This window comes from Stenotrophomonas sp. (assembly GCF_050737575.1).
Taxonomy (GTDB): Bacteria; Pseudomonadota; Gammaproteobacteria; order Xanthomonadales; family Xanthomonadaceae; genus Stenotrophomonas.
Genome location: NZ_JBOHXW010000002.1, coordinates 298,577 through 313,327, shown reverse-complemented (window position 1 = coordinate 313,327; position 14,751 = coordinate 298,577). Strand labels below are relative to the sequence as shown.

Genomic DNA, 14,751 nt, shown 5'->3' with positions numbered 1-14,751 from the left:
AATTTCGGTTACACAAAATTTCACCCATGTGAAACCAAATGTCAGTTTCGGCACATTTTTCTGTGCCGGAACGGCACATCCAAAGGCGTTAAATATTCGTAATTTCGTGACTCCCCTGCACCAACACAGCGGAGTCAAATGTGAGTATCCAGCCTCTGAGTCACGCAATTCGTTGTGCCCTGTTGCCCGTGTCCACCGCCGCACTGGCGCTGGGAGCGGCTGGCAGCGTCCTTGCCCAGGACACCCCGCCCAAGGAAGAGGCCACCAATCTGGACCGCATTCAGGTCACCGGCTCGCGCATCAAGCGCGCCGATCTGGAAACCTCCAGCCCCGTTTTCACCATCGACCGTCAAAACATTGAAAGCTCTGGTGCCGCCACGGTCGGCGAATTCCTGCAACGCACGCCGGCCATTGCCGGTGCAGCCACCAATCCCCAGGTCAACAACGGCGGCGGCGCAGGCGCGGCCACGGTCGATCTGCGCGGCCTGGGTGTGAACCGCTCGCTGGTGCTGGTGGATGGCAAGCGCTGGATCGGCACCATCTCCAATGCCAACGGCGCGGTGGACGTGAACTCCATCCCGATGGCGCTGATTGAACGCGTGGAGGTGCTGAAGGACGGCGCATCGGCCATCTACGGTTCCGACGCCATCGGCGGCGTGGTCAACTTCATCCTGCGCAAGGATTTCCAGGGTCTGGAAGCCAGCGCCTTCTACGGCACGTCCTCACGCGGCGATGCCTCTACACAGCGTTTCGATGCCACCTTCGGCATGGTCGGCGACAAGGGCCGGATGATGCTCGGCGCCAGCTACGACAAGGAAGATTCGGTCAGCGCCGCCGACCGCAGCTATTCCAGTCAGCCTTATCAGTTGTATGCCGGTGAAAAAGGCATCGGCGGCACCAGCCGCATCCTGACCGGTCGTTATGTCGTACCGCGGGCGTCGGCCACCGGTGTGGACCTGACTGATCCCGCCTGCCCGGCCCCGCCGACTGATCCGGGTGATCCCGACAACGTGACGTTGACCCGCATCGAAGGCCGTTCGGGCAGCTCGCAATCCGATTTCCGCTGCTTCAATCCCGCCACCGACGTCTACAACTTCCAGGCAGACGGCAACCTCAACCTCACACCGCAGGAACGCACCGCGTTGTTCATGAGCGGCAGTTACCAGCTCACCGACAACATCGAAGCCTTCATGCTCGGTTCGTGGTTGCGTACGGAATCCTCGTTCTTCATCGCGCCGCTGCCATTCGATGGTCGCGCTGCCGTGGACAACGTGCCGATCAGCGCGGACAGCCTCTACAACCCGTTCGGCGTGGACATCACCGATGCACGCCTGCGTCTGCGTGATTTCATCCCTACCCGCACCACCCGTTTCGAGACCGAGACCTACCAGATCACCGGCGGCCTGCGCGGTGTGTTTGGTGACAGCACTTGGAGTTGGGATGCGTCCTATGGCTATGGCCGTACACCGCAGTCCTCAGCCGTGCGCGGTTATCTATACAGCCCGGGCCTGACCGATGCGTTGGGGCCGTCGATGATCGACCCCGCCACCGGCAATCCGATCTGCGTCCGCACGCCCGGCGATCCGGCCACCGCAATTGCCGGCTGCCTGCCAGTCAACTTCCTTGGCCCTGCACCGGATGCAAGCACCCCGGCCGGACAGGCGCAGCTGGCCGCGTTGGAACTGATCAACCCGACCATCCACAGCACCAACGAGAACGACCTGAAGGTCTTCAACGCCAACGTCACCGGCGACCTCTTCAGCATGCCCGCCGGTGCGGTATCACTGGCCGTCGGTGTGGAACGTCGTATCGAATCGGCCAGTTCCAGCAGCGACTTCCTGACCATCATCCCGCCGGGCGAAACCGTCTGCCTGATCACCCAGGAAGCCTGTACCTTCGGCGACATCAACGGCGAGTTCGACGTCAACGAAATCTACGCCGAGGCCTTGATTCCGCTGCTTGCGGATGTTCCGTTCGCCGAGAAGCTCAACGTTTCGCTCGGCACGCGGTATTCGGACTACTCCAACTTCGGCGGCACCACCAACTCCAAGATCGGCGTGGAATGGAAGCCGTTCTCCGACCTGTTGGTCCGCGCCACCTATGCCGATGTATTCCGCGCCCCCACCATCGGCGATCTGTACTCGCCCACCGTGCCCAGCGCCAGCACCTACACCGATCCCTGCAATGGCTATACCGGTGGCAACCCAACGGCCTGCGCTGGCGTGCCGACGAACGGCTCGTTCCGCCAGAGCAACAACCAGGTCACCTCGTTCCAGGTGTCCAATCCCAACCTGTTGCCGGAAGAAGGCGATGTGCTGACCTACGGCTTCGTCTACAGCCCGAGCTGGCTGGAAGGCTTCAGCGTCACCGCCGACTACTGGCGCGTGAAGCTGGACCAGTTCATCACCAACCTGCCGGAGAACGTGCTGCTCAACCAGTGCTTCAACTTTGGCCGCTTCTGCGACACCTTCGTTCGCGACAGCGCGGGTGATGTCGCACAGATGACCAACGTCACCGGCAACTTCGGCTCGCTGAAGACCTCCGGCATGGATCTTGGCTTCCGTTATCTGTTCCCGGAAAACGGCTGGGGCAAGTTCAGCTGGAACCTAGATACGACCTATCTGGCCGAGTACGAGGTGCAGCTGCTGTCCGGCGACCCAAGCAGCAATGTCGGCGCGTTCCCGGGTATTCCCGGCAGCACCGGACTGGCCGGCACGTTCGTTGACAACGCGTCGTCGGGCTTCGGCAACATGGCCCGCTGGCGCGCGCTCAACGACCTCAGCTGGACACGCGGCAACCTCAGCGCCAGCCTCACCACACGCTATGTGCACCATGTGTATGAGGCGCCCGATGTGGCTGACGTAAAAGACCCCGGCTATGTCGCCCGGCGCCGGGTGCCATCCTTCACCCAGACCGATTTCCAGATCGGCTACCGCCTCGAGGGTCTGAACAACAGCTCCATCCAGATCGGCGTGCGCAACCTTACTGACCGCCAGCCGCCGTTGATCTATTCTGGCTTCAACGCCTCGACGGACATGCGGACCTACGATGCAATCGGCCGTTACTACTGGATGCGCTGGACTGCCCGCTTCTGACCTTGCGTCAGCAACACCTGCATCCGCCGCGGCACCTGCCGCGGCGGATGTTCATGGCAGCGACCTGCGCCACTACATCCGCACCTACGACAACAGCCTGGCGCCGGAGCTGTGCGGCAAGCTGATCGACTCGTTCAATACACTCGCACGCTTCCAGCAGCGCAATGGACGAGGCGTGCGCGCTGGCCTGGAAGAAAGCGCCTGGACCGAACTGGATGTCAGCAAGCTCTCGGATGCCGGATTTCTGGCTTTTTTCCGCCAACTTGTCAGCCAGTCATTGCAGCGCTACAACGCCGATGTCGGCCTGCCCATCGCGGTGCCGGACAGTCCATTGCTGAGCCCCTTGATCCTCAAACGCTACCGCGCGGGCGATGAAGAAAAATTCCAGACGCACTTTGATTCGATCAACGAGGTCTGCGATCGCTACCTGGTGTTCCTCTGGTATTTGAACGATGTGGACGACGGCGGCCAGACCTGGTTCCCGGGATTGCAGACTGGCGTTGCACCGCGCGCGGGGCGGCTGCTGATGTTCCCGCCGTACTGGATGTACGCGCATCAAGGGCAATCCTCGCCGCATCAGGACAAGTACATTCTGTCCACTTACCTGCGCTTTCCGCAGCGTCAGTCCAGCCCGTAACCGTAGCGCTGCAGCCACGGCGCAAGTGTGGCCAAGATGGCTTCACTGAAGTGCTCGCGATAGCGCAACCAGCGACCGACCGCATTGGCGTTGATCGGCTGAATCACCTGCGCGTAGCTGGGCGTATTGATACGCCGCGTGCGTGCCGCTGATGCTTGGTGCGAGGCCAATTGCGCCGGCTCCAGCTGCAGCGACAGGAACGCCATCACCGCGTCCAGTTCCGCTGCCGGTGCCTGCACCAGATCTTCGTAACGCAGCACATGCACCTGTGCAGGAACGAGCTGCCGCTGCGCCTCCCACCACGCCATCACCGTCGCATAGGTGTTGGCGGTGGATTCCAAGGAGGCAAACGCCAGCGCACCGCCATTGATGCCGAACGCCTGCATATGGCAACTCAACACGCAGTCGCAGGGATGTCGCAGCAACAGCAGCCATTGCGCCTGCGGAAACAACCGCGCCACGTACGGCAATCGGGTCATGGTCAGCGGATATTTATCCACCAGACGGCCGCTTGGCTGCAGATGGCGATGCACTTGCTGCCAATAGATTTCACGCGCCTGCTTGAGTTGTTCGGACGTCAGCCGATTCAACGACGCATCCAGGTCGTCATCGTTCCAACCGGACTGCGCGCGCAGGTATTCAATCGCAACCTCCAGCGCGGGCCGCTCATCCAGTACATCCAACTGCCGATGACCGTCGAGCATGCGTTCCAGCAGCGTTGTACCGGAGCGCGGAAAACCAACCAGGAAGATCGGATCGGCCGGCTGCGCATCATCCACCATTGCATTCCATGCCTCCGGCGCGTGCTGCCGCATGCTTTGCTGCAGCCAACCGAGCACGGCCGGCGCGGTGGCATTCGGCATGCGCTGCTGGAATGCGCGGCCTGCAGCATCGTGCGCGCGCGCCAGCGCTTTCATCACCTCATCAACCGCGCCGCCTGCGTCATGGCACTTTGCCTGCTCGAACTGCAGCTGCGCCTGCATCGTCAGCGGAACGGGCTGTGGCAAGGCAGCACGCAGGCATTCGATGGCTTCAAGCGCGCGTCCTTGCCGACGCAACACCCGGGCCGACGCCAGCGCCCACATGCCGCTGGTATCCGCTGCCGCCAGCTTCAGCGCATCGGCGGCGTCATCAACGCGATTGAGCCGCTCAAGCAGCAGCGCCAAGCGGATGCGCGATTCGTGATCTGCAGGCATCGCCGCCAATCGCTGCTGATAAAGCGCGAGCGCCTGTTCGTCGTTGCCGGCCTGCGCCCACAACCAGGCCAACGCGCCTTGTTGAACAACATTCAGATCAGCCGCACGGATACCGACAAGACACGCCGCCAATTCATCAAACCGCTCCAACTCGGACAACGATTGCGCGTACGCCAGACGCACATCGGCTGCATCCGGCTCAACCGCGAATGCCTTCTTCAGCACCTCATGCGCATCCACAAAACGCTGCAGACCCAGCCACGCCAGCCCCTGCCCCAGCAGTACCGCGACGTCGTCACCTGCCAATTCACGCGCATGCTGGAAGGCGCTATCGGCAGCCGCGTGATCGCCACATTCCAGACAGGCGTTGCCAAGATTGATCCACGCATCCGGCGCTTTCGGCTGCCGCTGTGTCGCCTCACTGAACAAGGCGCGTGCTTCTTCTGCCCTGCCTTGTTGCGCCACCGCCAACGCCAACAATTGCAGTGCGTCCATCGCATCAGGCGTAACTTGCATTACATGTTTCAGCAGCGCCTCGGCTTCATCGGCGCGCCCGCATTGCAATCGTTCAAGCGCCTGATCGAGTTGAATCTTGGTCACTGCAACGCCCTCTTCAGTTACGGAAGAAATCATCTCTGCGAATTCACAACAACGGGCTATCCGAATGCAAATTCAGGTACGTCGGCCACTCTCGTCTGTGCGCAGCATAGAGTTGTCTGGAAGCCTGGCAACTCTCTCACAGGCGTAGCCTTCCTCAGCCCCGCGATGCAGCGGGACAAGCAAGGACCTTCCAGATCTGCCCGGCTTGCCCGGGCTTTTTTTTCATTAGTTTTTCACACACGTTTCCGCGAACATGAGCGCGGCGATCACGGCTGCACCTTGCGTGCGCAGGTGACAGCAAGCACGCGCAATCCGCTGATGTGTTCTCCCGCCATTTCATCGCACCGCAGGCCTCATGCCAGCCACGGAACCACAGTGAGAATCCAGCATCATCCGCTTCATGGTGCCCAGTCATTGGACCTGCACACGCAGCCGCTGCCGCAGGTACATGCCATTGTCGGCAACAGCCGCGGCTCACGCCTGACCATTCCGGCCGGATGGATCAGCATCACGCTGGTGCTACGTGGCGTACTGGAACTGGCCAGCGGCGATTCCCCCTGGCAGTTGATCTCGCACCATCAACAACTCTGGCTGGATGGTGGCCTGCGCCTTGTCAGCCGCACGCCCTGTTGGTGGCTGTGTGTCGCCGCACCGGCGCCGTTGTGGCGTGAGCTTCCGCACAGTTCGCCTTGCGACACCAGCCTGATTCCGGTGGAAACCCGTTGCCCAACACCGTTGGCCCGCGCCTTGGTGCATATCAGCCGCACGCACTGGTTCGACAAAAACTGTGATGCCGGAACCATCATCGACAACATGGTCTGGCTGCGCGATGCCATCGTCGAGCATCAGGACGCCCAGCATCAGCAGATGGACCGCTGCAGCGGCCGCACTGCGCTGCGTCGGCATCAGACCTTGTTGCGCCTGCTCCGCGTACAGCACCTGATCCGCTGCAATATCGATGACCGTATCGACCTGACCCGGCTGGCCGCCATCGCCAACTATTCGCCCACCCATCTGATCCGCGTATACCGCGAGGTCTTCGGCGAGACGCCCAGCGAATACGCCACGCGGCTGCGTCACCAGCGCGCGTGGGAGCTGGTGCGCTCCACCGAGATGTCTGTCTGCGAGATTGCCGATGCACTCGGCTTTGAAAGCGAGAGCGCGTTCTGTCGTGCGTTCAAGCACGCATTCGGCTGCACCACCAGCGAAGCGCGGCGTGGTGCCCGCGCCATGATCGCCGTGCATGGTCATGTCGGTTTGACCAGCGATGACGCCCGTCACATCCGCACGGGCGAACCCGTGCCGATGCTCTGACCGCTGACTCAGTGCCCGCCGTCCAGCGCCTTCAACTCGCTGACCAGTGAGCTCGCCGCTTCGGCACCGTCGCCGTACAACATGCGGGTGTTGTCGGCGTAAAAGAGCGCGTTTTCGATGCCGGCAAACCCGGTGCCCTTGCCGCGCTTGATGACAATGGTGTTCCGGGAATTGACCACGTCCAGAATCGGCATGCCGTAGATCGGGCTGGTCGGATCGGTCTTGGCGACCGGGTTGACCACGTCATTGGCACCGATCACCAGCGACACGTCGGTGACGGCAAATTCGGGATTGATGTCGTCCATGTCGGCGATCAGGTCATACGGCACGCCGGCCTCGGCCAGCAGCACGTTCATATGCCCGGGCATGCGCCCTGCCACCGGGTGGATGGCGAATTTCACCTTCACTCCGCGCTCGATCAAGCGCTGCGCCAACTCCCAGATTTTGTGCTGGGCCTGCGCCACCGCCATGCCGTAGCCGGGCACGATCACCACGCGCTCGGCGAAGGCCATCATCGCGGCCACATCGGCCGCTTCAATGGGCTTCTGGCTGCCGCTGATTTCCGCACCCTGACCACCGCCACCGAAGTTGGAGAACAGCACGCCGCTGATCGGTCGGTTCATGGCCTTGGCCATCAAGCGGGTGAGCAGGATGCCGGCCGCGCCGACCATCATGCCGGCGATGATCAATGCCTCGTTGCCGAGCACATAGCCTTCAAACGCCACCGCCAGGCCGGTGAACGCGTTGTACAGCGAAATGACCACCGGCATGTCGGCGCCACCGATGGGCAGCGTCATCAACACGCCCAATGCCAGCGCCACCACGAAGAAGCTGATGATCGCCACCGGTTGCAGGCTTACCGCCGCCCACACGCCCAGCACCACCATTGCCACGGCGACCAACAGGTTGAACACCTGCTGTCCCGGGAACGTGACCCGCTTGTCGAGGCGACCGTCGAGCTTTGCCCAGGCAATGATCGAACCGGACAGCGACACCGCACCAATCGCCGAGCCGATCACCGCCAAGGCCAACACCGTGTTGGATGGCAGCCGCGCCGCCAGATCGGCAATGGCCTGCGCGCTCCAATGGCTGGTGTCGCGACTGGCCACATCCGAAAAGCGCAGCAGTTCCACCGCACCAATCGCCGCCGCCGAACCACCGCCCATGCCGTTGTACAACGCCACCATCTGCGGCATGTCGGTGATGGCCACCTTCTTGGCCGACACCCATGCCAGGCCGGTGCCCAGCACCAGCGCCACCAGGATCAGCGCGATGTTCTGCAGACCCGGCAGGAAGAACGTGGCAACGGAGGCGATCAACATGCCCAACCCGGCCCAATGGATGCCGCTGCGCGCGGTCTTGGGCGACGCCATCCGCTGCAGGCCCAGCAGGAACAACGTCGCGGCCACCAGATAACTCGTTTTCACCAGCAACAGCATGCTCATGCACCCGCCTCCGAAACACCGTGTTCTTGTTTGCCAACCTGTTTGTCCAGGCGATGGTGCTCACGCATTTCGATGGCTGTTTTCAGCAGGCCGATCATGCCCAGCCCAAACGCCACCAGACCCAACGAAAGCTGGCTCAATGCCGTGGAATCGGCCAGGGCCGCACCCAGCAGGCCCAATACGATCGGCACCAGCGTCTGCAGAGCGATCAGCCAGAGCATGAAGCGACCCTTGCGCGGGTCCTCCCATACCTTGCGGGAGACCTTGTTCTGCGTCTTGGTGGGATCCTGCAGCGACGCCATGCCAATGCCCACACCGGCATACAGCAAGGCACTGTTGTAGGCATCGAGCATGCCTTCCATTCCATTGAAGAGCGGCCGCGCCGCGTACGCCAAGCCCACCAGTAATGCGGGGTATTGCAGATAACTGAGCCACTGAAAAACCTGCCGCACATCCAGCTGACGCGCGGGGGCCGCGGACGTCGTCGCCGTCATTGCCCCTTCCCGTCCGGCTTTTTGGAGCTCTTGAACATCTCCAGCATGCGCTCGGTGACCACATAGCCGCCGGCGGCATTGCCCGCGCCCAGCATCACGGCGATGAAGCCGATGGCCTTCTCCAGCGTGGTGTCGGCATGTCCCAGCACCACCATTGCACCAATCAGCACGATGCCGTGGATGAAGTTGGAACCGGACATCAACGGGGTATGCAGGATCACCGGCACCCGCGAAATGATCACATGGCCGGCAATGGCTGCCAGCATGAAGATATACAACGCCACGAACCCATCGCTCATTGCTGCTTTCTCCAAGGCTGGAACGGCCTGCCCGGCATCATAACCATGCCGGTCAAGCCGATGCGACCGTTGCGGTGTCAACCAATCCGGCCCTCGCGCGTTAACACCCCCAGTACCGACCGGAACGCTACCCTGTGCTGGTGACCAGCCCACCCCTGATGCCCATCGCCCCACCCGCCTCGCTGGATGCCTTTCTGGCCGGCATCGGGCCGCGCGCCTTCCGTTTCGCCGAGGCCGGCCTGCGCCAGCGCGACGATGCGCTGGACGCGGTACAGGACGCGATGGAACGCATGCTGGGCTACCGCGAGCGGCCATCCGAGGAATGGACACCGCTGTTCTGGAGCATCCTGCGCCGGCGCATCATCGACCTGCAGCGCCGGCGTGGTTTCCGTTTGAAATTCTGGGCGCCGCAGGAAGAACACGACCAGGACAGCACCATCGACTGGGCCGATGAAACCGCCGGCCCGGCCCAGCAACACGAGCAGCAGCAGGAGTACGCGCGGCTGGTACAGGCACTGCGGCAGTTGCCGGCCCGCCAGCGCGAAGCGTTCGGCCTGCGCGTATTGCAGGAGCTGGACGTTGCGACCACGGCCAAGGCCATGGGCTGTTCGGAAGGCTCGGTCAAAACCCACCTGTCGCGTGCGCGCGACGCTTTGCAGAAACAACTGGAGGCCACGCGGTGAATCGCATGCCCACATCCCCGCACGAAGATTTCGACCAGTCGCTGCGGCAGCTACAGCAACGGGCCGAAGGCGCACTCTCGCCTGCCACGTTGTCGCGGCTGCGGCAGGCACGCCAGCAGGCCAGCGCAGCGCACGCGGCGGGGTCACCCTGGCGGCGCCGTGGCTGGTGGCTGGCAACGGCCTGCTCGGCCGTGCTGGCAGTGACGGTGGCGGTGCGCTTCAACACCACCGCACCGCCGGTCCTGCCGGCCAGCACCGCTGCGATCTCCGGCGACGATGCCGCCGATGACACCTTGCTGTTCGACGAAAGCCCGGAGCTATATCTGTGGCTGGGTTCGGACGGCGCCTTGGCAATGGAATGAACACCATGAAGATCCTGACACCGCACCTGCTCCTGCCGCTGCTGCTGGCCTTGGCCAGCGCGCCCGCATTTGCCCAGCAACCACCGCTGCCGGAATGGGAGCAACTCAGCCCAGCCCAGCGCGAAACTCTGATCGCGCCCATGCGCGACCGCTGGAACGCTTCGCCCGAACGCCGGCAGCGCGTATACGACCATGCCCGCAGCTGGCAGCAGATGACGCCGGAGCAGCGCGAACAAGCCCGGCGCGGCATGCACCGCTTCGAGCACATGGCACCGCAACAACGTCGCGAGGCGCAGGCCTTGTTCGCCAAGATGCGCGGCATGGACAAGGCGCAACGCCAGCAGCTGCACGACCAATGGCAGAAGATGACGCCGGAGCAGCGCCGGCAATGGGTGGAAGCAAATCCGCCACCGGCGCGGCCGCAGCGTTGAGGGTTGGCAGTTTTTAACCGCGTAGTGCGCGGCGCATAACCCGTAGGCTGGGATGAAATTCCAGCAGGCTTGCTGCTTTTCGCTTGGGCTTTTTGCACGGAAGCGGAGCAAAAGCGGAACGTCAAACGCTCCCCTCATCCGCCCCTGCGGGGCACCTCGCTCCGCGCCCCGGCCACGCACAGCGTGCGTGGCGTTCAGCCATGCACGAGCCAGTGGCTCGTAAGGCCGCATGCCCTCACCCCGCTCGCGGGAGAAGGGATTGCGATGTCGCCCAGTGTCAATGAGTCGTTCTGCACCACGAACGTTTCAGAACAAGCGAAACGTCAAAGGCCCCCTCATCCGCCCTTCGGGCACCTTCTCCCGCATGCGGGAGAAGGGATTGCAGTGTCGCTCAGTATCAGTGAGTCGCTCTGGACCGCGAACGTTTCAGAACAGGTCGCTCCGCGCCGCGAACGTTTCAGCACAAGCAGAACCCATCCCTTCTCCCGCATGCGGGAGAAGGTGGTGCGAAGCACCGGATGAGGGCGCTCCTGGCTTCTGGCTCCTGGCTTCTGGCTCCTGGCTTCTGGCTCTTCGCTCCTGGCCGTTGACGCGTGGCGCTTCGCCTTCGCCCCAAACCTCAAACCGGCGGAATCTCCCCGCCCGCCGGCCGTGCCGGCCACACCGTCTTGGCCAACAATTCATCGTTCCAATCGAACTGCAGCGCGCCGTCCTTCAGGAACAGCGCGACGAAGTTGTAGACGTTGCGTGCGTACATCTCGCTGGCGTGCACCGCGCCCATGCTGGCCAGATCCAGCGGGCCGGCGACGGTGACGCCACCGACATCCACGGTTTCGCCCGGGCGCGTGGCTTCGCAGTTGCCGCCGGTTTCCGCGGCCAGATCCACGATCACGCTGCCGGGGCGCATGCCGTCCACCATCGCGGCGGTGATGATTTTCGGTGCCGGCCTGCCCGGCACGGCGGCGGTGCAGACCACCACATCCACGCCTTTCAGATGCTCCGCCAGCCGGCGCTGCTGCTCGGCACGCTCGTCGTCGGTCAGTTGCCGCGCGTAGCCGCCTTCACCTGCAGCGCTGACGCCCAGATCAAGGAACTTGCCACCCAGCGATTCAATCTGCTCGCGGGTTTCCGGGCGCACGTCGAAACCTTCCACCTGCGCGCCGAGCCGCTTGGCCGTCGCTACCGCCTGCAAACCAGCGACACCGGCACCGACGATCAACACCTTGGACGGACGAATGGTGCCGGCCGCCGTCGTCAGCATCGGGAAAAAGCGCGGCGCGAGCTGGGCCGCGATCAAGGTTGCTTTATAGCCGGCCATGCCGGCCTGTGAGCTGAGCACGTCCATCGCCTGCGCCCGCGTGGTGCGCGGCAAACGTTCCAATGGGAAGGTCTGCAGCTGCCGCGATTGCAGCGCGCTGCTGCGTTCGGTGTCGGCCTGTGGATGCAACATGCCGACCAGCGTGGCGCCGGGTTTGAGGCGTGCGATCACATCCGTTGGCGGCGTCTGTACGCACAGCACCAAGTCACCCTGTTCCAGCGCGTCATCCAACTGCGCGCCGACATCCAGATAGGCCTGATCGGTGAAACCGGCAGACTGGCCCGCGCCGGGCTGCACATGCACCCGTGCGCCTGCGGCCAGCAACTTCTTCACTGTTTCCGGGGTGGCGGAAACGCGCCGCTCACCGCTTGCAGCTTCCTTCAACACCCTTACATCAACGGCCATTCCGGTACCCGATGCGCAGTGGATCAACGCCCGGATCGTAGCAAAGCCGAAGCCGCGCGGCAGATTGTCTGCCGCACGACGGTCAGTTGGCTTGTGCGGCCTGCGGTTCGAGGCGGTCGATCACGCCCTGCATGGCACTGTCGAAGGCGCCATCGTCCACATGCGGACGTAGTCGGCCCAGCCGCACCATCACCGCCAGTTCCTCGGGCGAGGCCACGCAGAAGCGGATGCCGCGGCGGCTGACGAACAACAGCCGCGACGAGATCGGGCTCACCCAGGACAGCTTGCCGGCCTGCATCTTGCCGTCCTTGTCGATGAAGTCCAGCCAGGTGCCGATTTCCATGCGGCGGAAACGTTCGGCGTCGGCATCATCGAATTCCTCGGCCTTGGCGCTGTTGCCGAACTCAATGGCAGGCGCTTCCTGTGCCGGCGGGCTGGGCAACACCACCTGCGGTAATTCCGGCAGCGCGCGTTCCAGTTCGGGACGGGCTTCGGCGATGGCCTGCAGCGTGTCGTGCAGGGCGTCGATGGCACTGCTGCCGCCGTCGCCGTGCAGGCCCACGCTGGAAAACACTTTGCGCAGCGCCGGCTGACAGGCCTGCAGCCACGGCTTGCCGACAATGTGCCGGCGCGCCTGGGCAACTTCTTCAAGCATGTCGTCGGCCAGCTTCAAGGCTTCATTGATGCCCTCGCCTTCGTCGCCTTCGCGCAGCAGCGTCATCGTCAGATGATGGCTCCACGGCTGGCGCAGGAAATCGTCGATCGCCTTCGGCAGCGTGGCGCCTTCCACACGCTTGTCCAACTCGGCAATCGCGCGGGTGCGCGCCATCTCCAGTTTTTCCTGGCCGCGCTGGGTTTCAGCGGCACGGCGCTCGGCAATTTCGATGCGGCGGCGGTGCTGCGCCAGGAACTCGCGGAATTCTTCTTCCAGAGTCAGGAAGATCGCCAGGTTCTCGTTGAACTCGGCGGTCAGCCGCTCAATGATCTCTTCGACCTTGCCCATCAGCGCGCGCTCGGCCTGGCTTTCGCCAGCGTTGCCTTCGCAGGCCTCGGCCAGCGAGTTGAGCAGCTTGCGGGCGGGATGGGTTTTCTGCACGAACATGCGCCGGTCGAGCATGGCGACTTTGACGAACGGCACCACCAAGCGGCCGATCAGCTCACGCGAGCGGCCTTCCAGATCACGCTCGTCCAGCATCACGTCGAACAGCATGCCGACCAGATCGATGGCGTCTTCGTCCTGCGGGTCCAGGTTGGCCTGCGACGGATCAACGCCCAAGCGGGTGGCGCCGGACAGCACTTCGCTCTTGAGCCGCTGCGCCAGCGATTCACCGTCTTCGCCGACCGCGGCGCGCAGCGTGGCGCTGGGCGTGGCCTGCAGCAACGACAGCACCGACATCATTTCGCGCTGGTTGAGCGAACGTTGCTGCGCGTTGGCGTTGTTCAGCGCGGCGCCTGCGGCACTCACACCTTCGCGGGTCTGGCGGGTCTGGGCCAGCAGTTCGTGCAGCGCTTCAAGCACCACACTCTGGTGATTGACAAAGCCGCCGTCTTCGTCAAAACCACCGCCCGCCGATGCGCCACCGGCGTCATGGCCGGCACCGCCGGACATGCTGCTGCGGCGCTGGCTCCAGCGTTCAGAGAACCGCTGCGCCCACATCGGGGCGTGGCCGGCGTCCTGGCTGTCGTCGTCATCCTGTTGTTCTGCAGCCTTCGGGCGCACCGGTGCGGCACGGCGCGGGGCCGGCACTTCCGGCGCGGCGCCGGCCTGGGCCAGGCGTTCGTCCACCGATTCGTACAACTTGCCGATGCCGGCGGCGAACTCGCGCTCGCACAGCTTGAACAGCACCAGCCGTACTTCCGGGGCCAGCTCGCAGGTATAGAACGCTTCGTGCACGGCCACGCCGATGTGCTCGGGGCCGATGGGATTGGTGTCTGCGTCCAGCGCGGGTACGCCGCCGATCCAGGCCAGGCGGTGATCCAGCCGCGCCAGCACCTGCTTCCAATCGCGCAGCAGCACGGTTGCGAAATTACGCACCGCCAGCCGCGATTCAAGAATGTGTTCGGGGACCAGACTCAGGCCGCCGCCTTCACTCTGGCCGGCCAATACGCTGTCGGCCGACAACGGCGTGCCGGCTTCCAGCGCTGACCAGGCCTGCCGCAGGTGGCTGCCGAAGCGCTGGGCAATTTCGTCGCGGCGCCGGCGCAACTCACGCATGCCGTCCAGAAAGGCCAGCTGCGAAGGGCCAGCGGTTTCGGCACGGTCAAACAACACGTCGTCAAAGCCAGCCAACACCTTGCTGAACGCCTGTGACAGCAGTGGCAACGCGGCCTCGCGAGCCATCGCCAGCAAGGTGGGATTACGGCCGGGCTGACCGGCCGGGTGCGGATTGGACATCATGCGCAAAGGCTCCGCACCTGATAAGGCGCTGGACTACTGGAAAACGGATGGTTGATTGCAGACGCGGCCCCTGA

General features: G+C 63.7%; 12 protein-coding genes. 6 read left to right on the top strand and 6 right to left on the bottom strand.

What is annotated here, in order from left to right; genetic code table 11:
* Positions 1-140: 140 nt before the first annotated feature.
* Both ACREP4_RS04555 and ACREP4_RS04550 read left to right on the top strand, forming a co-directional pair.
* Positions 141-3,095 (top strand): TonB-dependent receptor domain-containing protein, encoded by a 2,955-nt coding sequence (locus ACREP4_RS04555; protein ID WP_431595016.1) that lies wholly within the window; start codon positions 141-143, stop codon positions 3,093-3,095.
* Positions 3,049-3,732, top strand: coding sequence for a 2OG-Fe(II) oxygenase (locus ACREP4_RS04550; protein WP_431595015.1), 684 nt, complete (start codon positions 3,049-3,051; stop codon positions 3,730-3,732). The genes ACREP4_RS04555 and ACREP4_RS04550 overlap by 47 nt, the downstream gene beginning before the upstream one ends.
* Here the strand turns inward: ACREP4_RS04550 and ACREP4_RS04545 are convergent.
* Positions 3,717-5,561 (bottom strand): sulfotransferase, encoded by a 1,845-nt coding sequence (locus ACREP4_RS04545; RefSeq protein WP_431595014.1) that lies wholly within the window; start codon positions 5,559-5,561, stop codon positions 3,717-3,719. The genes ACREP4_RS04550 and ACREP4_RS04545 overlap by 16 nt on opposite strands.
* 381 nt (positions 5,562-5,942) lie before the next feature.
* Here ACREP4_RS04545 and ACREP4_RS04540 point away from each other — a divergent pair, with 381 nt between their 5' ends.
* Complete coding sequence (locus tag ACREP4_RS04540; RefSeq protein ID WP_431595013.1) at positions 5,943-6,842, top strand: helix-turn-helix transcriptional regulator; 900 nt, start codon at positions 5,943-5,945, stop codon at positions 6,840-6,842.
* Between the two features lie 8 nt (positions 6,843-6,850).
* Here the strand turns inward: ACREP4_RS04540 and ACREP4_RS04535 are convergent, their stop codons facing one another.
* From ACREP4_RS04535 to ACREP4_RS04525, 3 genes are read right to left on the bottom strand one after another with little or no spacing between them, the layout of a single operon-like run.
* Positions 6,851-8,287, bottom strand: a complete 1,437-nt coding sequence (locus tag ACREP4_RS04535; protein ID WP_431595012.1) for an NAD(P)(+) transhydrogenase (Re/Si-specific) subunit beta — start codon at positions 8,285-8,287, stop codon at positions 6,851-6,853.
* The gene (locus ACREP4_RS04530) at positions 8,284-8,781 is read right to left on the bottom strand and encodes a hypothetical protein (protein WP_431595011.1); all 498 of its coding nucleotides are present in this window, start codon (positions 8,779-8,781) and stop codon (positions 8,284-8,286) included. Before ACREP4_RS04530 ends, ACREP4_RS04535 begins: the two co-directional genes overlap by 4 nt.
* The gene (locus ACREP4_RS04525; RefSeq protein WP_431595010.1) at positions 8,778-9,080 is read right to left on the bottom strand and encodes an NAD(P) transhydrogenase subunit alpha; all 303 of its coding nucleotides are present in this window, start codon (positions 9,078-9,080) and stop codon (positions 8,778-8,780) included. Before ACREP4_RS04525 ends, ACREP4_RS04530 begins: the two co-directional genes overlap by 4 nt.
* A gap of 158 nt (positions 9,081-9,238) precedes the next feature.
* On the opposite strand from ACREP4_RS04525, the gene ACREP4_RS04520 reads away from it, so the two are divergent.
* The 3 genes from ACREP4_RS04520 to ACREP4_RS04510 are packed head-to-tail and all read left to right on the top strand — an operon-like array spanning position 9,239 to position 10,556.
* On the top strand, positions 9,239-9,763 hold the full coding sequence (locus ACREP4_RS04520; RefSeq protein WP_431595009.1) for an RNA polymerase sigma factor: 525 nt from the start codon (positions 9,239-9,241) through the stop codon (positions 9,761-9,763).
* A 5-nt stretch (positions 9,764-9,768) separates the two neighbouring features.
* Positions 9,769-10,125: a hypothetical protein gene (locus ACREP4_RS04515; RefSeq protein WP_431595008.1), complete on the top strand. Its 357-nt coding sequence runs from the start codon at positions 9,769-9,771 to the stop codon at positions 10,123-10,125.
* Between the two features lie 5 nt (positions 10,126-10,130).
* Positions 10,131-10,556 (top strand): DUF3106 domain-containing protein, encoded by a 426-nt coding sequence (locus ACREP4_RS04510; RefSeq protein WP_431595007.1) that lies wholly within the window; start codon positions 10,131-10,133, stop codon positions 10,554-10,556.
* 619 nt (positions 10,557-11,175) lie between these two features.
* On the opposite strand, the gene ACREP4_RS04505 is transcribed toward ACREP4_RS04510, so the two are convergent.
* Both ACREP4_RS04505 and ACREP4_RS04500 read right to left on the bottom strand, forming a co-directional pair.
* Positions 11,176-12,279 (bottom strand): NAD(P) transhydrogenase subunit alpha, encoded by a 1,104-nt coding sequence (locus ACREP4_RS04505; RefSeq protein ID WP_431595006.1) that lies wholly within the window; start codon positions 12,277-12,279, stop codon positions 11,176-11,178.
* A gap of 82 nt (positions 12,280-12,361) precedes the next feature.
* Complete coding sequence (locus tag ACREP4_RS04500; RefSeq protein WP_431595005.1) at positions 12,362-14,677, bottom strand: DUF1631 domain-containing protein; 2,316 nt, start codon at positions 14,675-14,677, stop codon at positions 12,362-12,364.
* Positions 14,678-14,751 lie beyond the last annotated feature (74 nt).